The organism is Anabaena sp. FACHB-1391 (genome assembly GCF_014696755.1).
GTDB lineage: Bacteria > Cyanobacteriota > Cyanobacteriia > Cyanobacteriales > Nostocaceae > Dolichospermum > Dolichospermum planctonicum.
The window spans coordinates 101,271-125,570 of the sequence record NZ_JACJQS010000008.1 but is presented as its reverse complement, the minus strand read 5'-3'; the positions used below and the strand labels follow the sequence as shown (position 1 = coordinate 125,570).

Here is a 24,300-nt window from a genome sequence, read left to right as displayed (position 1 = left end):
AATTTTATCTTTTTCTTCATAGTCTGATCTTAAACATTCACACTCCCGGGTCTCAATATACGCGGAGTCAACATTCGTTGATCAAGACAAGAGAACACAGAATCATTAACAGATAACTTACTTATATTAAAACTAATATTTATCAAGAGCAACACGCCTAAACTTCCCATCTTCCACTAATAAAAATTAATCTAATTTCATGACACCAGATAATATTTTACCATACCAAAACCTTGATTTAGCGATAAGAACCCATAAAAATCAGGTAGTCTTATCGCTGATTTTCTGATAATTTACCCCTTTATTCGTCAGGTGCAAGATGATGTTAATCCTTGCATTGACCTTTACGGATACAATCTCCTGTTTGCTCACTTCTGTCAGACGGATTTGCCACTAGCCGTAATTGAGTATTATTTTCGCTGGTTAGTTGAGTATTGTCTACGGATAGCTTGTTACCTGCAAAACAAGCATTGGCATTGTATAGATAGACCGACAATACCATTAGTCCTAAACCAATTATGTTCTTCATATAGAGATTGAATTTCCATTGATGATTGTGTAATCAGCAACGTCATCAGGAGCGTGAAAACCTGTACACGAACTAATAATTCTCAAAATTGCCAAAGGAATCCTGTCTCTAGTGTCTAATTCGATACTAGAAATGGTGCAATTTTCAGGTGCATTAGTCTATTCCTGTTGATTCAAGGGAGTAAATCTAGATTTTTACTGGGTTTTACCCCTGCTATATCTTTGATTTCTCCGCAATTGAGATCAACAAGTCGTTGTTTTCATTCATTCACAGATCAAAATCAGATCCGTAACTGCTAAATTTACTCTTACCCCCCGGTAAAGTGAATTTAGCCACAAGATAACGTTCTTTATACTTATGCAAATCTGATGAGTAAAACCCGGATAAAAAAAAGTTTTTTTACAAGAAACAAATATGAATATTATGCGTCAACATATAAAATACTGTAAAAAATATACTCTTTGATTTCTCTCGTCTTTATAGCTTATATGTATATAAGCACTAAATACCTATCTAAAATAAGCTATACAGCCATTTAATAAATTAGGGAATGAGATTTTATCTGCAATTAATACTGATTAATTCGGTAGTATTAATTTAGCGATCTGCTCAATAGCATTTGCAATAATTAATACTCTAATTTCATAAAGTTAAAAATGGGAAAATAAAAATAAATATGCAAATGATACTAAAAATTAATAAAATCAATAGAGTGATTTTCCTGAGTTAACGACAACTTCAAGAGTTTTTGAGCCTATTTATAATAAGAGTGTCAAAATAGTTAACGAATATTGCCTCACAAATGTTTCCTTTCATTTCTTACTCATGACCTCTTCACAAGACGTAGATACTATAAATTCCCCGGACTTCAACCCAGAAGGATCGAGAGAACCAGCTATTAACCCCTTAGATGAGTTACCGGGGGAAGTAGAAATGTCAATTTTTGACCACTTAGAGGAGTTGCGACAAAGAATTTTCTATTCCCTCATAGTTGTGGTAGTCGGTATTGTCGGTTGTTTTATCGGAGTCAAACCCCTGGTTCAATTACTAGAAGTTCCTGCTCACGGCGTTAAATTTCTGCAATTAGCACCGGGAGAATTTTTCTTTGTCTCCATGAAAGTCGCCGCTTATGGTGGTTTAATCTTAACTACACCCTTTATTCTCTATCAAATCATCCAATTTGTGCTGCCTGGACTGACAGTGCGGGAACGTCGTTTAGTCATTCCTGTAGTGCTAGGGTCAAGCGTGCTATTTTTAGTGGGATTAGTATTTGCGTATATTGCCCTCATCCCTGCTGCTTTGCAATTCTTCATTAACTATGGTGCTGAGGTTGTGGAGCAACTTTGGTCAATTGACAAGTATTTTGAATTTGTGCTGTTATTATTATTCACTACCGGACTAGCGTTCCAAGTTCCAGTTATTCAATTATTGCTGGCTTCCTTGGGAATTGTTTCTTCACAAATCATGTTAAAAGGCTGGCGTTATGTAATTATGGTATCAGTGGTTTTAGGAGCGATTTTAACACCTTCTACAGATCCTTTAACCCAAAGTCTTTTAGCAGGTGCAGTTTTAGGGCTATACTTTGGTGGTATTGGACTAGTCAAACTCACGGGGAAATAATTCAAGTTGACAGGGGACAGTTGACAGGGGACAGGGGACAGGGGACAGGGGACAGTTGACAGGGGACAGGGGACAGGGGACAGGGGACAGGGGACAGGGGACAGGGGACAGGGGACAGGGGACAGTTGACAGGTGACAGTTGCTACGCCACGGGGACAGGGGACAGTTGACAGGTGTTTTTTAAGTAGTAACTTAGGTTATAAAATCACGTTAATTGTTAATCGCTATGCAGAAAGCCAGTTATCCTGATTGTTACCCTATAAAATAGGTTTTGATCAATTAATTAATTTAATTTTGTCAACGCTGGCTAATTTATCGCTAACGTAATCAAAGACAAACTTAACTTGTTTGTTTTACAATAGGAATACTTCACAAGCATGATTCAAGAGCGCGTATTACCCACATTTAATAACGCCACAGTCCAAATCACCAAGGAAGAAGGATTGGGCTTATACGAAGATATGACATTAGGGCGTTTATTTGAAGATAAATGTGCCGAAATGTATTATAGAGGAAAAATGTTTGGTTTTGTCCACCTATACAATGGACAAGAGGCGGTTTGTAGTGGCATCATCAAAGGAGCAATGCGTCCTGGTGAAGATTTCGTTTCCAGTACCTACCGTGACCACGTTCATGCTTTAAGTGCTGGAGTACCTGCACGAGAAGTTATGGCGGAATTATTCGGTAAAGCCACAGGTTGCAGTAAAGGGCGCGGTGGTTCTATGCATATGTTTTCTGCCCAACACCGGTTATTAGGGGGTTATGCTTTCGTCGCTGAAGGTATTCCTGTGGCTGCTGGTGCGGCTTTCCAGTCCAAATACCGTCGGGAAGTTCTAGGAGACAAAACCGCAGACCAAGTAACTGCTTGCTTTTTTGGTGACGGTGCTGCTAACAATGGTCAATTTTTCGAGACGTTGAATATGGCAGCTTTATGGAAATTGCCAATTCTCTTTGTGGTAGAAAATAATAAGTGGGCAATTGGTATGGCTCACGAACGGGCAACTTCCCAACCAGAAATTTACAAGAAAGCCAGTGTGTTTAACATGATGGGTGTGGAAGTGGACGGAATGGACGTTTTAGCAGTCCGTCAGGTTGCTCAAGAAGCCGTAGCCCGCGCTCGTGCTGGTGAAGGTCCAACTTTAATCGAAGCCATGACCTATCGCTTCCGAGGTCACTCTCTGGCAGACCCCGACGAACTCCGCAGTAAGGAAGAAAAAGAATTTTGGTTTGCTCGTGACCCCATTAAAAAGTTAGCTGGTTATTTGCTGGAACAAAATCTAGCCACGGAAGCAGAACTCAAAGATATTGAGAGGAAAATTCAGGGTATTATTGAGGAAGCGGTTAAATTTGCTGAAAGTAGCCCCGAACCTGACCCTAGCGAGTTATATCGCTTCATTTTTGCTGAAGACGAATAAATTAGGGAGTGGGGACTGGTAATGGGTAATTGGTAATGGGTAATTGGTAATTGGTAATGGGTAATGGGTAATAGGTAATGGGTAATAGGTAATGGGTAATGGGTAATTGGAACTATCAACTGTCAACTAACCAAATAAAATCATGTTTACCATTGACATTCAACAAAGACAATACAAAACTTACATCTTGTCAGATAAAACCGCTGGTACACAAATAGAAGTTGTCCCAGAAAGAGGCGGTATCATTACTAGTTGGCTGGTTCAAGGTCAAGAAATTTTCTATATGGACGCTGAACGCTTTACTCATCCTGATTTGAGCGTTAGAGGTGGTAATCCCATTTTGTTTCCTCTTTGCGGTAATTTACCTGATAATACTTATAATGTTGATGGTAAACCGTATAATATTAAACAACATGGTTTTGCGCGGGAATTGCCTTGGACAGCAACGGAGCAAAATACAGAAAACAAAGCCAGTGTTACCGTAGTTCTCAATAGCAATGAAGAAACAAAGGCCGTTTATCCTTTTGATTTTCAATTGGCTTTTACCTACGAACTCCAAGGTAATACTTTAGCAGTCCGTCAGGAATATAAAAATCTGTCATCTACACTCATGCCATTTTCCGCTGGTTTCCACCCTTATTTTCTCTGTGGGGACAAAAATCAGCTAGAGGTGGAACTTCCCTCTGGAGAATATCAAGACAACAAAACCAAGGAATTTCACGCTTTTAATGGCAAATTTGACTTTAGTCAAGATGAAATTGATTTTGCTTTTGGTGGACTAACCGCTAAATCTGCCGCTGTTACAGATCATAGTCGCAAATTCAAGCTCACCCTCGATTATGATGATTTTACCACCTGGTTGGTGTTTTGGACTGTGAAGGGTAAAGACTTCTATTGTCTAGAGCCTTGGAGCGCCACCCGCAATGCTTTTAACACGGGTGATAACTTGACTGTTTTAGCACCAGGAGCTAGTTGTACTGCTGCTTTCCAACTAACAGCAAATTTTTTCTAGAAACCCCTTGACAAAACCATGGCTGTTTATGGTATATTGATAAAGTTGGAAAAACAGCAAAAGGGTCGCTAACTCAACGGTAGAGTACTCGGCTTTTAACCGATTAGTTCCGGGTTCGAATCCCGGGCGACCCATTTTTTAGGTTAAAGTATAATTTCATTGGTTGTACTGTGATTAATAGACATCAGGTGAGAGGAATTGCGGAAAAGTGATTTAGAGGGTGTTTGAAAAGTCATGATTGATGTATCAAATATTTTTGACCCCTCCCTAACCTTCCCCTTGTTAAGGGAAGGGAACTGGATTTTCCGGTTTCCCCCTTTGGTAAGGGGGGACTAAGGGGGGTAAAAATGTGATGATACGGAATACCACTTTTAAAACATCCTCTTAGATAAGTCTAAAAACTTAGTAACATTTTTACAGTTACTAAATTGAGAATAACATTCTTCAGCTTTGATTAATTTATTAACAGGAAATGCGAAAAGATTGACCAATAAATTCAATATCTTCAATGTCGTCTTATTTGACGGAATCAAATTCTATCCTTGGGGAACAGTTGCGGTGAAAGTTTCTTTATGGTTGATTATTCCTTAACTTGTAGGTAAGTTATAAAATAATTACGACTATTTATTGCTAATTCAAAATCTGGTTTAGATGTTTTTATAGCACTGTTTCTATATACAGCAAGTAGCTTTGAGTGAGGTACACCTTGTGCGGGCAAGATGCCCGCACCACAAGAGTTTTATTATTAATATCTGTACTTCATAATATCGGAAACTGCTGTATTATAGCTGGTAGGTTGGAGATGTCCGACTTCTTTAAAAATTTGGGTAGTTGAGAAAAATATTCTGATTATTATTTGATTTTTATTAAATGTTGAAAATTCCCAGTATCTATACCTATTATTTCCGATTATTTATTTTGATCATGGCTAATTTTGCTAATTTAGTATAAAAGAGAATTTTTCCCATGACTATTTACTTTTATAAGGTTTCCGACCCCTATGGCTGTTTTTCTAATTTTTCCGCTCACGGTATTAATATCGAAGGTACTTACTGGCCAACTGTTGAACATTATTATCAAGCACAAAAGTTTGTTGGTAGTCCAGATGCTCCAATTATACCTTTAATTCACGCTGCTGCTACTCCTGAACAAGCTGCTGCTTTAGGGCGTTGTGATTCTCGTTGTCTGCGTCTAGATTGGGAATTGGTAAAAACTCAAGTTATGCGGGTTGGGGTACTACAAAAGTTTATGACTCATGCTGATATTAGGGAGATATTGTTATTAACAGGTGATAATATCTTAATAGAGGATTCACCTATAGACTATTTTTGGGGCTGTGGTGCTGATGGTACTGGGGAAAATTACCTCGGTAAAATTCTGATGAGTGTACGTGGGGAAATACGGAGAATTAGTTATTTTTAATTAATTGGTAAATCCCGGAGATAATAAAAGCGATCTTTTTTCCAATCATCTTCTTTAATTCTTCCCAAATATCCTGTTAATGGTGATGATAGTTCTATGAGAATATCATATAATTCTCTGTCTTCTAGGTTTTGTGGTGGATGATCATAAAGATATGCTATACAAAGATTACCAACTTGAGCATCTTTAGCACCTGTTTTTTCTAGATGTCTTTTGACGAGTTGGATAATATGCGATCGCAATTTTATCTCTTTTTCTATTTTATCTATATATTCATTAATTTTATCATTAGATGCTTCTCCAAATGGTTCTTTTTCTAAATATGGCTTTAAATTCAATAAATCTATTGAACCTGGATGTTTTGCTTTTAATTCAACTAATCTTTGTAATGTCATAGCTTTGATAATACTGACTTTAGAGATTTGAGCAGATTCTTTCAGATATTTAGTAGGTTTACCAGGTCCAATAATTAACCGCACAGCTTGAAGATAATTTTCTTGAAGATGTCTTTTACCAATTCTATCTAATTGTTCTACAGCAAGATCTGGAATACTTTTACCTGCTTTACATTCGCACACTAAAGGATAAGGTTGAGAACAATATAAATCTAAACCTCCCGCACCTCCTTTATAAGCATTTTCTACATTAAATCCTAAAAATTCTAAACTTTGACGAGAGATATTTTCAAAGTCTGTACCCGCTTGATAATTATTTTTTTTCTCTTCTAATTCTATACTTCTATCTCCTAATGCTGCAATGGTTTTTATCCAATCTAAACTTTGATCTAATTTTGGCATAGCATATGGAGGATTACAAATAACAACGTCATAACTTTTTTTCGGGAAATTAGGTTTTGGACTAGACAGGTTAGGGGTTTCAGATTCTTTTACGAAGATGTCTAATGAATTTGTCGGTTGATAGAGTGAGATTGGTAGTCCCATTTTCACGAACCTTAGGAAGTTCCCTGTTCCCATTAAATGCTCATGAGTATAAGGTTTAGGTTCATAACCTGCACTTGCACTTAAAATTTCACAAATTAATAGATTATCAGCAGCAAGACTTAAATCTTTCACAAATTGTTTTACTTCTTCTTTAGTAAATCCATAGTCTTCAGATTGTTCATAAATTTTCTGAATCGCTACTAGAGGTTTAATATCATTTTTTTTCAAAACCACTACTTCACCTCCCTGTTCTTTTTCCAGTTTTTCTTTTAGCGCATATCCAATTTTCCAACTTCTCGGAACATCAGTAGAACGGATTAAACAACCACGAGTAAGTCCGTATTTATCGTAGTTTACTAATCTCGTCATTACAGCATTAAATGTTTTACCATTTGTTGTTTCACATATTCTTACCCCAATTTTTACCTCGCATATATTCAAGCAGTCATAACCAGAGATAATAAAATGTAAATCATGTGTTGCATCAGCAATTTTTTTAACTTCTTGAATTACTACATTTTCTGTACCACCATTAGGAATCATAGTCATAGCACAGAAAATTATTGCTGCTAATTGATCATCATCTTTCATGGGTATCTGAATTTGTTTAATTAACTCATCGTACTTCTCCAAAAAAGTTTTCTTCTTCTTCTCATCTTCATCTTCATCTTCTGGTGATATTACTTTTTCAAATTCATCAGCACACCATGTCATCAGAGAACGCGCACCAGCAGATTCACTAGCAATATGTTTGATTTTACTTTCTTCAAAGGGATATAAATGAGGATAATCTTCAGAGTTGAGATTATTATTTTTATAAAACCAATCTAGTCTGAGTTTAACCAATTCTATAGTCTGTTCAGTAGTAGGTGGTTGGGCTTTAACTGATCTTTGTCCAACTCTATCTGGGATACCACTTCCCATTTGTTCAATTTCTCTCCATGTGTCACTAATAACGCAGCAAATAAGAATTACATTACTACATTGAAAGTAAATTTGATCGATACATTTTGCAATACTTTGAGCAGGACTATCTCCAGAATCATTATTAGTACCAGCACTATCAAGTTGATCAAAACAAATTACCACTGGTAATGATGCTACTTCGGCTAATTTGCAAATTTGCTGTATCATCCAGATAGATTTATCTTCTTGTATATCAAGTGAAAATTCTGGTAATCCTATTGTTTTAATCTCTGAATTATCCTCACCTTTAATCCAAGCTAACGCAATTTGAGCATTTTTAGAGGGTTTTAAAAGCAAAAATAATATTGCTCTCAAAAAATCAAAATCAATACTAGGTTCATTTTCTAATATTGCCTCAATTAATCCATCAAAAAAATCCAGCAGTACATTTTTAGATTGCGTAGCATTAATGTAAGTTTTTAATTCATTGGGTGAATTACATTTTTCAATATATGGGCGATATTTATCCTCAAACTCTGTTCCTTTTAAAGTATTAATTGCGGCTGCTGCTAATTTTTGCCATTGGGTAATGCCTAGACTATCTTGATGAGTGAAACTCTCAGATAAGTACAAACGCACGTGCGAGTTAATTCGTTGAGGATTAGCACAAGGACCAATATAGGCAAAAACAGAACCTCCCTCTTGTGTTATTTTTCTCCATAATCTATGGATAACATGACTTTTGCCAGTACCTCTATCACCTTTAATTGCAATTCCAATTTTGCTAGAATACTTTTTACGTACCTCAGAAATTGCATCAAATATTCTTTCGTCAATATGTTGATTTAGTTCAGGTAAATCAGTAATAACATCACCCCAGACTTCATTAGCTGTTATTACTGATTTCAGTCGAAAAGGATTTGCAGATTTTTTACGTGCTTTGTCAAATAAGGCATATTTATCTGTGTTTGACATAATTTTTCTCTACTTTACTTTTATCAAGGTTTACTAGCGAAGAATAAAAGACCTCTTATTTCACTATTAATAGAGTCTTGTTTCTGTTCTTCGGTTGCCCCTCGTGCTTCTCCACTTTGGAGATATAATAATTGCTCTGCTTGCATATCCATGATCCAAGTATTAAATTGATCACGTTGTAACCGATTTCCTACCTCTTTGCGTATTTGCCAAATAGGAACTAACCCAGCATGACTATAGCTTTTATCTAGCTTGTCAAATAAATCAAGAATCTCTAATTTAAACTCTTCATAAGAACCAATTACCTCAACCTTAACCCCATTATCTAATACGACGGTCTTGTTTACAACCTCACCAAACTGACGAAACCACCGCAATAACGCATTAGCTACCCAAGTCCCTATAGTCTTACCTGATTCAAACTCAAACTCATCACTACGCAAACCAGCGCCTAACACATCTAAACCTATTGGTGAATTCAGAGTATAACTAATTGCCGATCCTTTTTTAAGGATAGTAATAGCTCCCTGCTCTTGCAAATCCTCTAAAATACCTTGATAGTCGGTTATTTTCTGACCCTTAGACACCACCCGCTTGCCTAATTTACCCTTAGCTACCTTCTGTTCATTTGCTCCTAATTCCCACAATGCAAGCAGTAAGCGAGTTTTAGCGTAACTCCCCTGTAAATCCTTATTCTTTGAACTCATGATGATGTGTGTTAAATGACTGAATTATTATAATAAGGATTGTGTTTTTTATGCAACCACAGCTAAAATATCGTTAATTTTCTCAATATTCGTCACATATCGCTGAAAATTATGAAAACAAAAATAAACCGCAAATATACGTAATTATATCCCCGACCTCTTGAAGAAGTCGGGGATCTGGAGGGGACTTGAGAGTGATTAAACGAACTCTTCCAACTGTTCTAATTTTAACCAAATATTTGGCGTTGGTACTCGTCCAAACTTAACCAAAGCATAGTCACCCTTGATATCAACAACTTCCCCTTGAGTCTCAAATAAATAACTAGGAAAGCGGGAATCACTAGCTTTAGCTTCCAGACTATTTTCCAACTTTTCCCGAATAGCGCGAACCATATTCCCTTTTTTCACAGCCATAAGTTACCTTCGTTCCAAAATAAACGCCTTCACTGCAAATTTTATCTTGTAACTCTAACCCAAGGCTAATTTCTTTCACTAAAACAAATAACCGCTGATTTTCAAGTCAACCGCTGGGCGGCAAGTTATTATATATTATTATATATTAAATTATAATATCGTAGTTCTTCCTCGTCTACTATACCATAACAGATTTCAAAGGCATTGTCAACCCCCTAATTCTCTTTTTTCGCGGTTTTATTTTTTATTTATTTGCAAATTTTGGGGAAGTCTTTGGGTCTTGGTGCAAAACATGATTATTTTTGACAATGAGAACAAAAATGGCTAGAACGACCACCTAATTTAATTCGCTCTATGATGTTACTACAAATTTTACAAGGTTTGCCAGCCCGATTATAAACCCAAGCTGCACCGCCATAATTACCGTTAACGCCTTGAACGCTGAGAAAATTACTAAAAGTCGTCCCTCCTACAGCAATACTAGCTGATAAAACCTCAATAATGGCAATTCGCAACAGTTCAATTTGGGGAATTTGTAATTCTATACCAAGGGTTGTCGGTAAAATACCACTTTTAAATAAAGCTTCATCAGCATAAATATTACCTAATCCTGCCACCACCGACTGATCTAATAATCCGGTTTTAATAGGACGACGGGATTTTTTTAATTTACTGGCAAAATACTCTGCTGTAAATTCTGGGTCAAAGGGGTCAAGAGCTAATTTGGCTAAACCTGTAATAATGCTTTCTACAGCCATCTGATCAGGAACATACCACATTTTCCCGAAAGTGCGCTGGTCAACAAAGCGCAATTCATGACTTTCGCCCAAAAATAAGCGGACTCTGGTATGTTTATGTAAAGGTTGATTTTGCTCTACCCATAATAATTGACCAGTCATTCGCAAATGAACACCTAAGAAAGAATGGGGACTAAGTTGAGCGATAAGATATTTGCCTCGACGATGCCAGGTAGTTATGTTAGTGCCTTTAATTTTATCAATAAACTCATTAGCAGGAAATGGATAGGCGATAGTGCGTTCTAGCAAGACATTTCCACCCGTAATTTCTCGATTCAGGGTGAATTGATTTAAACCTCGGCAGACTGTTTCAACTTCGGGCAATTCAGGCATGAAAGTCAATAATATTTTAAAAAAAATGTATAATTCAGTACTTAATAGATAAAAGATTTCACTAGATTTGAGTGATAACATCTGCCCAAAATCTAGTCAAATCAGGACTTACGCAAAACACAAAGAGAGTAGCGGTAATTAATTGATGAATTACCGCGAGAATGGGGTTTATGGCCACACCATGAAGACTATCATTGACACTCTGCGTAAGTCCTGGTGATATGATTAATTGTTAGCGTAGGCTACTTTTAATCAAATCCCTGTCGGTTGGCTGTTTACTTTGCTTTAGCAGCGGGTGGTGCTACTTCGATTAATTCATCTACAGCAAAGTTGTTAGTACTAACATCAGAGTAGTTAACTTTGTCAAATCTGACAATTACAGGGTATTTGATGGCGCTTTTTTCAATAGAAGCGACTGTACCAACTTCCTGAAACCAGTAGGACTCAGGACGGAGAATACGGACTTTAGAACCACGTTGAACCATGATGTATCTTCCCTTTTGAAGAATGAATGCCGTAAATTAGGGCTGATTGTTCTCACTCTACAACAACAGAGGCGTGTCCTTGGGTTTTGTTAAGTTATTTGTCAAATTGGTCGCTTTTGATGGGTAATGAGTTGTTAATCTGGTCAATAACCTCTTGACATAGTAGGCATAATAGGGTAAGTTCATTGGCGAACACTTCTGGCAAAATGTTTTATGTCTTACTTAATACAAAAACGCTACCTTCGTTCCCTCTGGCAATACGGAGATCATCATCTAGATAAGTGATATCTAACCAACCTTGTTGTTGTTGACTTTGAATGGGAAAATCAAAAGCTAGTTTATTTTGAAAATGTCCAGATTCAATTTGTTGGATAAAGTTTCCTGGTGTTGTATAGCCAATTAAACGCTGTAAACCAATGATAGAACGCTGGAATTTAACCTGTAGACGAGATTGTGATACTGGTACAAATTTAGCAACAACGCTGACTAATCCCTCTAAGGCAGGAATACCGTAAATCTCAGCTATGTTATAAACACTGTTAGTTTCTACCCGAATACATTGGTAAATCTGACCGAGTTGATAAAATGGCAGACGATCTATGTTTAATAAAGCCTTGCTTGTGGTGTATAGTAGTCGCCAGTTGCCTTCTAGTAAATTACTAGCTGCTAAGGGACGTGGTGTAGGATTAAAATCTTCTAAGTTAGCGATCGCTGCTAAAATAGCTTGTTGTTGTGCTGCATTGACTAATAAACCGCGATTTGTTCCCGCAATTACATCTATGAGATTTGACTTGCCTATCATTGTTTTTACCTCAAGAGTATACATAATTAAACAGTATCAAGGAGATATAAATATCCTCTATTTATAAAGATACAACTCTAAAATCTGGACTTTTTAGCTACTATTCCGTAATTAAGTGAATAACCCCACCGAAAGGATAAAAATTTTGTTTAATTCGGATCAAGCAATTAAAGAGTTGAATGAAGGATAAAATAACTCGTATCAAATGATAGACTGTTAATGTCTAGTTAAATAAACCCTTAGGTGTGTTTGTTGATATGTTAGATTCTCCCCTCCGTGAAGCGCCCAGAAACCAACGAGCAGCGGTTATTCCCGTCAAACAGGAATCCTCAATGTTGGACTGGTTGCGACTAAGTGGCCGACTGATAGCCCGTGAAGTCCATGAAACAGACTCCCGCGAAGATGTAGAAGTAATATCCGATTTTCTGATCGCAGACGACGGAATTGGTGATATTGATTACGATGACGACGATGATATAACTATCGAGGAAGATTAGGTGTGAGTATTTTGGGAACTAGCGACCCAAAATCAAAATATTGGCAATATTGTTTGATTTAGGTTTTTTAAGTGTGGAGTGAAGGATTTTTTTTGTGGACGCTAAATTATCTCCTAACCAAGGTTTGAATTTTTCGGGAATTAGGTTAGCCTCAATGCTAACAATGTTACTAACTACAACTTCCTTGATTTTGGATTGGGTGGGGCAGAGGAATCCCTGGTATCCTACCTCCTTAACCTTGCCTCTTTTCTTGTCTGCTCTAATTGTGGGTGTGCTTGGCCAGAGGGTAATACCTATTTTACAAGCACTAAAAACCGGGCAAATTATCCGGGAAGATGGACCTCAAGCACATTTAAAAAAGGCAGGAACTCCCACGATGGGGGGTATATTTTTTATACCTGTAGCTGTGGTAGTTGCTTGTATACTATCTAACTTTTCTCAAGATGTAGTTGCGGTTTGTGCGTTAACTCTGAGTTACGGTTTAATTGGCTGGTTAGACGACTGGCAAATTTTGCGACGTAAATCAAATAAAGGCATATCTCCTAAGACGAAGTTGGCTTTACAAGTTATCTTTGGGGCGCTGTTTTGTTTCTGGCTGATGCTTAAAGGTGATTTTAGCATAACTAATATCCATTTGCCTTGGGCGGGTTTATCTTTACCTTTAGGACTATTGTTTTGGCCTCTAGCGGGTTTTGTCTTAGTCGCGGAGAGCAATGCTACTAATTTAACAGATGGTGTGGATGGTTTAGCAGCCGGAACAGTAGCGATCGCTATTTTTGCATTAGGTGTGATCATTGCTCCAACTGCTCCCGACTTGATGGTTTTTTGTGCTGCTGTCAGTGGTAGCTGCTTAGGATTTCTAGCCTATAACCGCAACCCAGCTAGTGTTTTCATGGGTGATACTGGTTCTTTAGCCCTGGGTGGGGCTTTAGCCGCTGTCGCACTTGTGACAAATTCTTTAGTAGCACTGTTTATCCTGAGTGGGATTTTCTTTGTAGAAACCCTTTCTGTAATGGCTCAAGTCAGTTATTATAAAGCGACCAAAGGACCAGACGGTAAGGGTAAGCGATTATTTAAAATGGCTCCTTTACATCATCATTTAGAATTAACTGGTTGGTCAGAATTACAAGTAGTGGCAGTTTTTTATATGATTGCTGCTGTTCTCGCTTTTGTTTGTATTATCAGCATAAAATAACCAGATTTAATCATCAGATTTTTCAGGAAAACCAGGAAAACAAATTCAAAACCTCCAAATTTGGCAGTTGTTTTTATTTTGAGATTGAGGGTTCTGTCCGGGACGTAAGTAGGACTATTTGGATATTTTGCCAGATAGAAACAAAATATTTGCTACTTACGTCTAATCACTAAGCTGCTGTAACAAGTAAAGCCTACTACAACTCAAGGTTCAAAAATCAAATAAGAGTTTTATAACTAGACCGTAGGGAATTGACAAAACCAATTTTTCTTTAACTTGTTACTAATGGGTTTAATAAACGGCGAAAATAGGGTTCCAAGTGTTCCTGCATTTGCTCTGAAATCCCATTCTGATTTAAAATCCTGGAGGAAACTTCCTGTAGTGTTCCACTTAAGTAATTGTGGTGATATTGAGCAATATATTGGCTCATTGTATTGATAGAGATCCCGTCATGATGAAGGGCATTTGCAACTGCGGCAGGGGTAAGGGCAAGAATCTCCGTATCTTCAACTGTGATAATTTTCATGGATGGTAATGGTTCTCCCAAGAAAAGATTCATCTCTCCAAAGAAATCTCCTATCAGGAATTTTTCTGTCGGAGCATCTGGTTGGTAGCCGAGAAATTCCTGCCTCTGGTCTATATTCTCAATCTCAGCAGCTAAACTTGCATACAGCCAATAAAGGGATGATACTTCTTTAGCTGTTTGGTAGGTCAGGGAGAAGGCAACAGGACCAATGTACTTAGCTAACGCAGAGGCAACTTGCTCAATTACTATTGGTTTGAGAGCGTAGCTAGACTGGTTATGATTCTGAGGTTGACGACTAACGGGTTTAAAGGTAACTGTTTCTAAATTCGAGACTAATTTTTGTTCTATGGCCACACAACCCCTTACCACCAGGAACATTGCTGGGGACAAAAGATGTTGATAATCAAGCAATTCGTCCGCATCAAACAGCAAAGTTTTAGAATGTTCTACCAGAAGGCTTTGAGCCTCGACAGTTAAATTTCTAAAAAATTCAATGTTGCTAACAAGTTGCAACAGACGTTCATTCTCGGTGGACTGATACTCACTTCCCATGCTAGTACGACTCAGAGTGTACCAAATCCGACAGCGAATTTCTGGATCTGTATGGTTTTCGGCTTCACTATAGTTTTTGGGATAGTAAAACAATTTATAGTTCACTTCCTCTAGCCCATAAGACCACATTCTGACAAACACGGGTTTGTCAAGATTAATGTTTGGCAGAGGTTGGTTGATTACTGCCTTACACGCAGTATCCATCACCTGATTCGGCGGAACTTTGGCAGAAATTGTAAAATCCACTGTTCGACAGACTGAACCAGAGTCGATCATCTTAACCAATTCTTTAGCGATCAACCCATTAGGAATGTAAGTAATTTCACCAGAGTTGAGACGGATATCTGTTGAATTCCAATCTATTGATTCCACAACTCCTTCTACAACAACTTCTTTTGATCCCCGAAATTGAAATTGAATCTGATCGCCAATTTGAAACGGTTGGTTAATCTGAAGAAAAACGCCAGAAAGGAAATTTCCTAGAGGTTCTTGCATTGCAAAACCAACAATTGCCGTAAATAAAGCAGAAGTAGTGAAAAACATTGTCGTTTCCTGACCGAGAATACGCAGAATAATAAAAATGCAGATCAGATACAGGAAAACTGAGATTATTAATTTCAATAACCTTGATGGACGCGTTCTTTTTTTACGAGTTAACCAAAAATTGATTAATAAGAAAGAAACGGCATTAACAATAACCATGCTAATGCTGATCAATACAGCAATTTTCAAGCCGTATAAGACTATGGGAAAAACTTGTTGGGGGTTGTTTAAAACAACAACATAAGCAAATAACAGACATCCAGTCAATGCAACTTGGAAAAGAACTAGAAAATTTTTCATATAGACTCCACAATCACCAATAATAACTTTAACAAGGGCTGATTTAAAATCAGTTAATCATGTTGGACAATGTAACCTATGTAAATTTATTTTTTAGGTGCTTCTAAGGCTTTATTGAGACTGATTAAAAGACGATTAATTGCTCTGTTCAGTGGGTTTAATGAATTGGATTTATCTTCTGGGAGTTGAGACTTCTCTAACTGATGCAGACTAATTTCTTCCAGTAGGTGAGTAATGGTATCTAGAGGCTTGGTAATCCATTTCTGTATAATCAGAAGGACTGTGGTGTATGCTACTAAAAACACGCTGGCGATCGCTAATAAATAGGACCCAACAGACTCCTGAGCCTGGTGATATTGAACGACTGTGGGGACTGAAATAATCCTTGTGCCGACAATTTCATTTAGCTTCCAGCCAAAACCATTCTCACTACCATAGGTTTTGATCAGAGAAGGAGGAGCATTTTCCGGTTTACTATGGCAAACTAAACAACTGGAATTAGTAATCTGAATTGGTTTGGCCATATAAAGCGTTTTTTGACCGCTTATTAAATCCAGTCGCTCACCTATTTTTTCCTTGATATTAGGATTTTTGGCAAAATATTCAATTATTTCAACCTCCCACCCTACCGCTAAATCTTTGCGGTTTGTTGGATTAATGGCACTTTCTCTATAGCTATACCCTTTGTTTTCCTTCCTTTCCCCTAGTTGATTCAAAATCTGTTGAGCAGCATAGGAGGGAACAGTGACTCTATTAAAATCAGGTAATTCTTGATTTTTATCCGCTGAATTTGATACATCCTGAGGTGATTTATCTTGCGTAAGCAGAGCAAATTGAGTTTGAATTTTAGTTAATGTGTAATCTCTAACAACCTCTGCTGTATCTAAAAGCAATGTGGCCGTACGGATAACATCTTTTTTAGCACCATTGTACTCTAGTGACCAAATTGACCACCCACAAATAATCCACCCTGCCAAGAAAATACTAAATATAATCAGGGTAAGTCTTGTTTGAAGTTGTTTCATACAAAATACAAATTTGATCTGAATTTTAAATACGTATTGAGTAACTAAGTTTATATGCTGTGTGATTTTATCTGAAAAATCGTTCACAAGTCAAGGGGAGTACGAATATGTTTTAAAAGTTCATTTCAGAGTTTGCTGAACAAGTTTTTTGGTGGAGTGCGGGGTGCGGAGTTGGGGTTTCCCTATTCCCTGTTCTAAACATTTACCTGTTTGACCAAATGCACCAATTCCGGTAAGATCAACTTTTCCATAGCCAGTCGCACAGCATTACTAGAACCAGGAAGAGAAAAGATGATTTTACCTTGATAAACACCAGCAACAGCGCGGGAAGCCATAGCCCGTGAACCAATTTCTTGATAACTTAAAAACCGAAATAGTTCCCCAAATCCTGGTAAAGTTTTTTCTAATAACTTTTCTAAGGTATCATAAGTGGTGTCTCTGGGAGCAATTCCCGTTCCCCCATTAAAAATTACAGCGCTGATACAAGGATATTCAGCCAAAACTTCCATCTGGGCTGTAATTTCTCTTGACTCATCTTTGATAATCTGATACAATCCGACAATGTGATGGTCAGCTAAAAGTAGTTCTTTAATTAATTGACCACTTTTATCTGTAGCTGGGGAACGGGTATCACTGACGGTAATAACTGCACAATTCACAGAAATTTCTTTGTAGCTTGCGTGTGGTGGAAATTCCATAAGTGTTTTACTCTTTAGCCAATGACAATTGACAATTGACAATTGACAACTAATGACAATTGACAATTGACAATTGACAATTAAGACTTGCTTAATCCTAGTCCATTTTCTTCAGCATAACGATTCATAAACCGCATAAACCGATCCCATTCTTCTTTAGACTGCATAACATAAACTGCTTCTAAAGATTCTGGTTTACCGTTGACAAATTTACCCTGAACTGCACTAATCTTGATTTCCCCTTCTTCGTCAATTAAATAAAGTCCAGTAGGTTCGATTTTACCGTCTTGTGCCAAGATATCAGGATTTGTGAAGGTAAATGTTGCTGTACTACTATCACCTACCTTTGCTCTTGTCAAGCGGACATCTGGAACTACTGTTTCCTCAATACCTCTAGCAAACTGAATTTTCGCCATGATAAGTAAATCTAAAGTTTTGATTGCATTTTTTAATATTCTCTCATCATAGAGCAATTTTATAGCAGGCATTTCACCGATGGTCATCAAATCTAGTTCACAAGTTCGATATAAACGCCGTTTATTATCTGTAGCATTGATCATTGTAGCTGGTATATTAATCACCCTGATTAACAATTCTCAAGCAGCTACACCTGTCACAAAAACTAAAAACGTGATCCTGATGATTGGGGACGGTATGGGCTGGGAAATGGCTCGTGCTGGGGCTATAGCGCAAGGATATAATTACAATTCTGGTCGGGGGGAAGGACTAAGTTTTCAAACTCTGGATAATTATGCTCTCGCTACCACCTATGGTACTACTATTGCCCCTGGTAATGGGGTTTTCAGCACAAATAATTCCGCATTATCTGGTTCTAATCCGATTACAGGCGCTAGTCCCATTTTACCAGGGTTTAAATTCCAACCCAAATTTAATCCCGGAAATACACCATCTGGGGGAGAAAAAAATCTTCATCCCAATGCGGTAGGTAATTTGGTGGGTTATGATCCCCAACGGGGGGGAATAAATCCTTGGACACCTGGTAATGATCCCGAATATATTAAGTATAGTTATCCTGATTCGGCCAATACAGCAACTACTTTGTACACGGGAGTAAAAAGCTATAATAACGCTATTTCCGTTGATATTTTGGAAAAACCCTTAGAAACTATTCTGAAAACTGCGGCTAATTATGGTAAATCTACGGGAATTGTTACCTCTGTTCCTGTAGATCATGCTACACCGGGAGCAGCAGCAGCTAATGTTAATCGTCGGAATAAATATGATGGTGATTACCCGACCTTAGATAATATTCTCCAGCAGGAACTTCGTATATATCAACCAACGGTAATTTTAGGTGGTGGTCATCCGCTTACGGGTGCTAATAGTCAACCTTTACCTACGGGTGTAGAACCTCCGACTAAATTTGAATATATCACAAAAACGACTTATACAGAGTTGAGTAAGAACCCCAATCAAAACCGTTATCATTACACATTTTTAGAACGGGGAAAAGATGCGGCTGAAAAATTAGCACTGACTGCGGCTAAATTAGATCCAAATATGGGCGATCGCCTGTTAGGATTATATGGAGCTAGGGGACAAGAGGGAAATCTGCCTGTAAGTACGGCCAATGGAGATTATAGTAATACGGGTTTGAGTATTTTTTCCCTGTTTAGTTCTCAAGGAAAAAACCCGGATACAGTTCGGCCTTTACTGGTTGGAGAAACTGATAAATCTTTTATTGCGAAGGAAATTAATGAAAATCCCACACTCAATGATTTAACTAAAGCTGCTTTAGCAGTTTTATCGAAAGATCAAGATGGATTTTGGTTAATGGTAGAAGGTGGTGATATTGATTGGGCTGCCCATGATGATAATATAGATAATATGATTGGGACAGTGTTGGATTTTGACAAAGCTGTGAAAACGACAATTGACTGGATTAAAAATAATGGTGGTTGGGAAAATAATCTACTGATTGTCACTGCTGACCATGATCATTATCTCACTTTAAATCCTAATTTTTCTGAATTACTCAAAGAAAAAGGTGCAGAAACTTTAACCGCTGAATCCGATTCTATAAAAGCGGGTCATTTTTGGGGTTCTAATCCCCAGATTAAATATGGTTGGGGAAATCATGGGAATCGTCCAGTTCCTGTGTATTATCAAGGTAAAGGTTCAGAAGTTTTAACTAATTCTGTGGGTAAGGGTTTTCGGCTTTATGGTTATGATATTCCTGGTATTGCGGGTTTAGTAGACCAAATTCACATTTATCAGACTCAACGAAAAGCAATAGGGAATAGGAAATAGGGAGAAAAGGTAATATAATATCAAGTGATCCCGGATTATCAACCCAACGCAGCTAAATGTTGATGTTAGTTATTTAAACTTATTTTACAGATGGAAAAGTCCAAACTTTAACAGCAATTTCTGCTAATGATGCTGCTTGGTTTTTGATTTCTGTTTCATTCCATTGTTTCAGATGCTGTGGGCCTCTATTTAAATGTAGAGGACTATCTGCAAATCTACCATCCTTTTCATCTCGCTTATCTATAAATGAGCGATCTCTCAATTTAGCATTATATCTGGTTAAAGTTAAATTACCAATATTGTGCAGATACTTGGCTTGAATTTCTGGCCATTTCTTTCATAAATCTTCCTGCCATTCTAGAGATAAATGGGGATTTGGTGGCATTATATGTTCAACCTGATATTCCTGTATATTTACCAACTCTTTCCGCCCATGATTTTCCAGTTTACGCAATAGATACTTATAACTACGGAAGTTGTAAATGTCTTTAATTACGAATTGTCTATGAAACTCTTCATCGGTAGATGAGTATAATAAATTGATGTTTACCCTCTAGAAATTTGAGGAAGTTGGTTTCAGTGGCCTTCATGGTTTTTTATGTACATTACATAACTGATTATATCAACACCTGTGTTATTAACATATATAGTGAAATTAATAAGATATTAACCAAATAAGAACCATCAGTTATCCTGTTCTAAGTCATTAGTAGATTAAATCAAGGGATCGCTTGCATAATTCTTCACAATTTGTTACAAAAATATAAAGAACTTCTAGAGACTAAAACCTAATGTTCGGCGGACTCACTGGTTTAACAGATCCCAAAAGCACCGATTGGGGAGAGCGAATGCTCAACACAGTCGCCAGCCAAACGATTCGCCACCTGTTTACCCAAAGCGAGTCGGTAGAAGTCTTTGTGCGCTGCTACCCCTCCAGCAAACTGTTGCAAGGCAGCATTGACAGCTTTAAAATGAACGGTCGTGGCTTGGTAATTCGTAAAGACTTCGCAGTAGAGGAAATGTCCTTTGAAACCGACGCGGTAGCCATTGACTTCGGCTCGGTTTTAAGTGGTAAACTCAATCTCAAACAACCCACCCAAGCGGTAGCCCAGGTGATTTTATCAGAAATAGGTATTAATCGGGCTTTTGAGTCAGAACTGGTGAAAAAGCGGCTGCTGAACCTTTCTGAACCAACTCTGATGGAAATATCTGCTGGTGAACCGGTTTCCTTTACCGAAGTTCAAATCAAGCTATTACCTGAAAATCGTTTACATTTAGTAGCCACAGCCGACTTAAAAAATGGTGAACTCATACCCCTAAGTATGACCGTTGGTATTGGGATTGAAAGAAGAAGGCGGGTTTCTTTCAAAGACCCTAAGATTGAACTTGAGGGAGTTCCAGAAGCACAACGGGAAATTTCCCAGACTTTAAGTGTGGCATTGGTAGAAATTTTGGATAATATGGTTGATTTAGATCGCTTTGATTTAGATGGGGTAAAAATGCGACTAAATCGTTTAGAAACAGAAGGCCAAAGATTGATTTTTAGTGGTTATGCAGAAATTGAACGAATTCCGCGCAGTTCTTAACAATTCTTAAAATTGAAAAAAATCAACGCCGTCCAGATTCCACTGGGCGGCGATTTAATTTTTAGAGGAAAAGTCAGGAGAAAATCAGAAAATTCCCCCCTGCTGCCTTTTTTACCTACCTACACCCACATACTGAAATCCAGCCCGGATCATGGTTTGGGGATCAAGGAAATTACGACCATCAATCATCACTGCGTGATTCATCAATTTTGCCATCTTCCCATAGTCTAAAGTGCTGAACTGTTGCCATTCAGTGACAAGTACCAAAGCATCACAGCCATCTGCTAGTCTTTCTGAATCGGTTTCTACTAATACACCGGAAAGACCATGACGCATTCCTGTTTGGGAGATAATGGGGTCATAAGCCTTAACTTTAGCTCCCAATCGGTTAAGTTGTTCAATGAGGATTAATGCAGGTGCGTCCCGTAAATCATCCGTATCTGGTTTAAAGGTTAAACCGAGTAAGCCCACAGTTTTACCTTTGAGGATTTTTAAAGCTTGTTGCAGTTTTTCTAAAGCAATTAAGCGTTGGCGCTCGTTGACACTGACAGCAGCTTTCATCAGTTGGGCTTCATAGCCATAATCACCAGCGGTGTGAATGAGGGCGGAAACATCTTTAGGAAAGCATGAACCACCCCAACCAATACCAGCTTGTAAGAACTTACTACCAATGCGGGAATCTAAACCTATGCCTTTTGCTACTTGGGTAACATCCGCACCCACGCGATCGCAAATATTAGCGACTTCGTTAATAAAACTAATCTTAGTGGCTAAAAAGGCATTAGCCGCGTATTTGATCATTTCTGCGGAACTTAAATCTGTCACCAGAACGGGAACAGGAGGTAAAGATTGATCAGCGGCAAATTTGCGCTCTACAATGGGGGCGTATAATTCTTTCATCATGCCGGTGGCTTGTTCACTATTTCCACCTAAGACAATCCGATCAGGATTAAAAGTATCATAAACTGCCGAACCTTCCCGTAGAAACTCTGGATTACTCACCACATCAAAATCATTAGCAACTCCAGAAAATTTACTGTCTCCAATTGTATCAACAGATGCCACAAATGTTCTTTGTCTTTCCGCAATCCCGTCTAAAACAATCATTCTTACCCAGTCACCAGAACCAATGGGGACAGTGGATTTATTGACAATTACCTTATAACCACCATTGAGATTTTCGCCAATACCACGAGCCACAGCCTCTACATAGCGAGTATCACTTTCACCATTAGGTAAAGGAGGAGTTCCCACAGCGATAAACAGAATTTCCCCATGATCAACCCCAGCCGCGAGATCACTAGAGAATTGAATATTACCACTATTAATGGCAGATTGCATAATTTCCGAGAGTCCTGGCTCGAAAATTGGCGACTGGCCAGACTTCATTAATTTTACTTTTTCTTCGTTGTTATCTATACAGATGACATCATGACCAATGTGAGCTAAACAAGCACCCGTAACTAAACCTACATAGCCAGTACCAATTACGCAAACACGCATTTTTGAAATCCTTGTTTTTTAAAATTGTCAGTGAATCAAGTCAATCAAGGGAATTTAGCACTACTAAACCTGTTGAAACCGTTGACGGAAATCTTCGATCATTAGCTTTAACCCATCTTGGAGGGGAATAGTAGGTTCCCAATTTAATAAAGTTTGTGCTTTCGTAATATCGGGACGACGACGACGGGGATCATCAGCAGGTAGGGGTTCAAATTTAATTTCTGCATCTGGATTAATCAAGTTTTGCACAGCTTGAGCTAATTCTAAAATCGTGTATTCATCAGGATTACCCAGATTTATGGGTCCTGTATGTTCACCATTCATTAATCGCATTAATCCATTTACTAAGTCAGAAACATAGCAAAAACTGCGAGTTTGTTGACCTTCACCATAAACAGTTAAAGGAATCCCTCGTAATGCTTGGGCGACAAAATTGCTGACTACTCGCCCATCATTTTCCAGCATTCTCGGTCCATAGGTATTAAATATTCTGGCGACGCGAATATCAACTTTATTCTCTCTGTGATAATCAAATGCTAAGGTTTCCGCCATTCTTTTCCCTTCGTCATAACATGAACGAATACCAATGGGATTGACACTACCTCGATAATCTTCCGTTTGGGGATGAACTTCTGGATCTCCGTACACTTCACTGGTGGAAGCTAATAAGAATCTGGCTTTCACCCGTTTAGCTAAACCTAACATATTGAGTGTTCCAATAACATTAGTTTTCACAGTTTTAATCGGGTTGTACTGATAATGCACTGGAGAAGCGGGACAAGCCAGATGATAAACTTGATCAACTTCTAAGCGAATTGGTTCGGTGACATCATGACGGATCAGTTCAAAATTAGGGTTATCTAACCATTGAAGGAGATTATGTTTCTTTCCTGTATAGAAATTATCCAAACAAATGACTTCATGACCATCATTCATTAATCGGTCAATTAGATGAGAACCAATAAACCCCGCACCACCCGTCACTAAAATTCTCATATTTTCTCCCTTGTTAACCTATACTTTGATCACCAATGCCATGTTTTTTATACTATTTTAATAGCAAAAAACATATTTATTTATAAAGTTCCTGTCTGGCTTTTAAGTTGGACGTTAATTGTCTATTGCATATTTTCTTACCAAAAGGTTTTTCACAAGGTTTTTCACAAGGACACTTTATCAAGTCTTAAAGCAAAAGATCCTGTTTTTTTAAATCAAGTTAAATTTAAAGAACTAAACTATGATTGAA

Annotated in this window: 20 protein-coding genes, 1 tRNA gene and 2 pseudogenes; 9 read left to right on the top strand and 14 right to left on the bottom strand. The window is 37.8% G+C overall.

Annotated elements, in window-relative coordinates; all coding sequences use genetic code 11:
- Positions 1–325 precede the first annotated feature (325 nt).
- Entirely contained in the window at positions 326–529 is a 204-nt protein-coding gene (locus H6F62_RS06015; RefSeq protein WP_137909553.1) for a hypothetical protein, read from the bottom strand.
- Between the two features lie 825 nt (positions 530–1,354).
- Between H6F62_RS06015 and tatC the strand changes: the two genes are divergently transcribed.
- From tatC to H6F62_RS05990, 5 genes are all read left to right on the top strand, one after another.
- The gene (tatC, locus tag H6F62_RS06010) at positions 1,355–2,149 is read left to right on the top strand and encodes a twin-arginine translocase subunit TatC (protein ID WP_190371565.1); all 795 of its coding nucleotides are present in this window, start codon (positions 1,355–1,357) and stop codon (positions 2,147–2,149) included.
- A gap of 377 nt (positions 2,150–2,526) precedes the next feature.
- Positions 2,527–3,564 carry a pyruvate dehydrogenase (acetyl-transferring) E1 component subunit alpha gene (gene pdhA / locus H6F62_RS06005; RefSeq protein ID WP_137909555.1) on the top strand — a complete coding sequence of 346 codons (1,038 nt, stop codon included), beginning with the start codon at positions 2,527–2,529 and terminating at the stop codon, positions 3,562–3,564.
- A 142-nt stretch (positions 3,565–3,706) separates the two neighbouring features.
- Positions 3,707–4,576 carry an aldose epimerase gene (locus tag H6F62_RS06000; protein WP_137909556.1) on the top strand — a complete coding sequence of 290 codons (870 nt, stop codon included), beginning with the start codon at positions 3,707–3,709 and terminating at the stop codon, positions 4,574–4,576.
- A 62-nt stretch (positions 4,577–4,638) separates the two neighbouring features.
- Positions 4,639–4,710 (top strand) — tRNA-Lys (locus H6F62_RS05995).
- Between the two features lie 832 nt (positions 4,711–5,542).
- Positions 5,543–5,998: an NADAR domain-containing protein gene (locus H6F62_RS05990; protein ID WP_190371564.1), complete on the top strand. Its 456-nt coding sequence runs from the start codon at positions 5,543–5,545 to the stop codon at positions 5,996–5,998.
- Here the strand turns inward: H6F62_RS05990 and H6F62_RS05985 are convergent.
- The 6 genes and pseudogenes from H6F62_RS05985 to H6F62_RS05960 form a co-directional block, all read right to left on the bottom strand.
- Positions 5,995–6,768 (bottom strand): annotated as a pseudogene (locus H6F62_RS05985) (DUF1802 domain-containing protein); the annotation flags it as partial. The gene H6F62_RS05990 and the pseudogene H6F62_RS05985 overlap by 4 nt on opposite strands.
- Positions 6,769–8,843: 2,075 nt before the next feature.
- Positions 8,844–9,527 (bottom strand): hypothetical protein, encoded by a 684-nt coding sequence (locus H6F62_RS05980; RefSeq protein ID WP_190371563.1) that lies wholly within the window; start codon positions 9,525–9,527, stop codon positions 8,844–8,846.
- 198 nt (positions 9,528–9,725) lie between these two features.
- Positions 9,726–9,941 carry an NAD(P)H-quinone oxidoreductase subunit O gene (locus tag H6F62_RS05975; protein ID WP_028082649.1) on the bottom strand — a complete coding sequence of 72 codons (216 nt, stop codon included), beginning with the start codon at positions 9,939–9,941 and terminating at the stop codon, positions 9,726–9,728.
- Positions 9,942–10,237: 296 nt separating this feature from the next.
- Positions 10,238–11,071, bottom strand: a complete 834-nt coding sequence (locus H6F62_RS05970; protein WP_137909286.1) for a DNA-formamidopyrimidine glycosylase — start codon at positions 11,069–11,071, stop codon at positions 10,238–10,240.
- A gap of 275 nt (positions 11,072–11,346) precedes the next feature.
- A complete protein-coding gene (locus tag H6F62_RS05965) occupies positions 11,347–11,556 on the bottom strand; it encodes a photosystem I reaction center subunit IV (RefSeq protein ID WP_137909285.1) in 210 nt (69 codons plus the stop codon).
- A gap of 211 nt (positions 11,557–11,767) precedes the next feature.
- Complete coding sequence (locus H6F62_RS05960; protein ID WP_190371562.1) at positions 11,768–12,358, bottom strand: PAP/fibrillin family protein; 591 nt, start codon at positions 12,356–12,358, stop codon at positions 11,768–11,770.
- A gap of 257 nt (positions 12,359–12,615) precedes the next feature.
- Between H6F62_RS05960 and H6F62_RS05955 the strand changes: the two genes are divergently transcribed.
- On the top strand, positions 12,616–12,855 hold the full coding sequence (locus H6F62_RS05955) for a DUF3134 domain-containing protein (RefSeq protein ID WP_028082645.1): 240 nt from the start codon (positions 12,616–12,618) through the stop codon (positions 12,853–12,855).
- 94 nt (positions 12,856–12,949) lie between these two features.
- Positions 12,950–14,050: a phospho-N-acetylmuramoyl-pentapeptide-transferase gene (gene mraY / locus H6F62_RS05950; protein ID WP_190371561.1), complete on the top strand. Its 1,101-nt coding sequence runs from the start codon at positions 12,950–12,952 to the stop codon at positions 14,048–14,050.
- A 271-nt stretch (positions 14,051–14,321) separates the two neighbouring features.
- Here mraY and H6F62_RS05945 read toward each other — a convergent pair whose 3' ends face one another.
- The 4 genes from H6F62_RS05945 to psb28 form a co-directional block, all read right to left on the bottom strand.
- On the bottom strand, positions 14,322–15,971 hold the full coding sequence (locus H6F62_RS05945) for a mechanosensitive ion channel domain-containing protein (protein ID WP_190371560.1): 1,650 nt from the start codon (positions 15,969–15,971) through the stop codon (positions 14,322–14,324).
- Between the two features lie 86 nt (positions 15,972–16,057).
- The gene (locus H6F62_RS05940) at positions 16,058–16,996 is read right to left on the bottom strand and encodes a DUF3365 domain-containing protein (protein WP_190371559.1); all 939 of its coding nucleotides are present in this window, start codon (positions 16,994–16,996) and stop codon (positions 16,058–16,060) included.
- A gap of 194 nt (positions 16,997–17,190) precedes the next feature.
- Entirely contained in the window at positions 17,191–17,694 is a 504-nt protein-coding gene (locus H6F62_RS05935; RefSeq protein ID WP_137909280.1) for a molybdenum cofactor biosynthesis protein B, read from the bottom strand.
- A gap of 80 nt (positions 17,695–17,774) precedes the next feature.
- Entirely contained in the window at positions 17,775–18,110 is a 336-nt protein-coding gene (gene psb28, locus H6F62_RS05930) for a photosystem II reaction center protein Psb28 (RefSeq protein ID WP_137909290.1), read from the bottom strand.
- A 79-nt stretch (positions 18,111–18,189) separates the two neighbouring features.
- Here psb28 and H6F62_RS05925 point away from each other — a divergent pair, with 79 nt between their 5' ends.
- The gene (locus H6F62_RS05925) at positions 18,190–19,965 is read left to right on the top strand and encodes an alkaline phosphatase (protein ID WP_137909279.1); all 1,776 of its coding nucleotides are present in this window, start codon (positions 18,190–18,192) and stop codon (positions 19,963–19,965) included.
- Between the two features lie 79 nt (positions 19,966–20,044).
- Here the strand turns inward: H6F62_RS05925 and H6F62_RS20850 are convergent.
- Positions 20,045–20,509 (bottom strand): annotated as a pseudogene (locus H6F62_RS20850) (HNH endonuclease family protein).
- A 247-nt stretch (positions 20,510–20,756) separates the two neighbouring features.
- On the opposite strand from H6F62_RS20850, the gene H6F62_RS05910 reads away from it, so the two are divergent.
- The gene (locus H6F62_RS05910) at positions 20,757–21,551 is read left to right on the top strand and encodes a DUF2993 domain-containing protein (RefSeq protein WP_137909277.1); all 795 of its coding nucleotides are present in this window, start codon (positions 20,757–20,759) and stop codon (positions 21,549–21,551) included.
- Positions 21,552–21,662: 111 nt separating this feature from the next.
- Here the strand turns inward: H6F62_RS05910 and H6F62_RS05905 are convergent, their stop codons facing one another.
- Together H6F62_RS05905 and H6F62_RS05900 are read right to left on the bottom strand one after the other, a co-directional pair.
- Entirely contained in the window at positions 21,663–23,054 is a 1,392-nt protein-coding gene (locus H6F62_RS05905) for a UDP-glucose/GDP-mannose dehydrogenase family protein (protein WP_137909276.1), read from the bottom strand.
- A 63-nt stretch (positions 23,055–23,117) separates the two neighbouring features.
- Positions 23,118–24,050, bottom strand: a complete 933-nt coding sequence (locus H6F62_RS05900; RefSeq protein ID WP_137909275.1) for a UDP-glucuronic acid decarboxylase family protein — start codon at positions 24,048–24,050, stop codon at positions 23,118–23,120.
- Positions 24,051–24,300 lie beyond the last annotated feature (250 nt).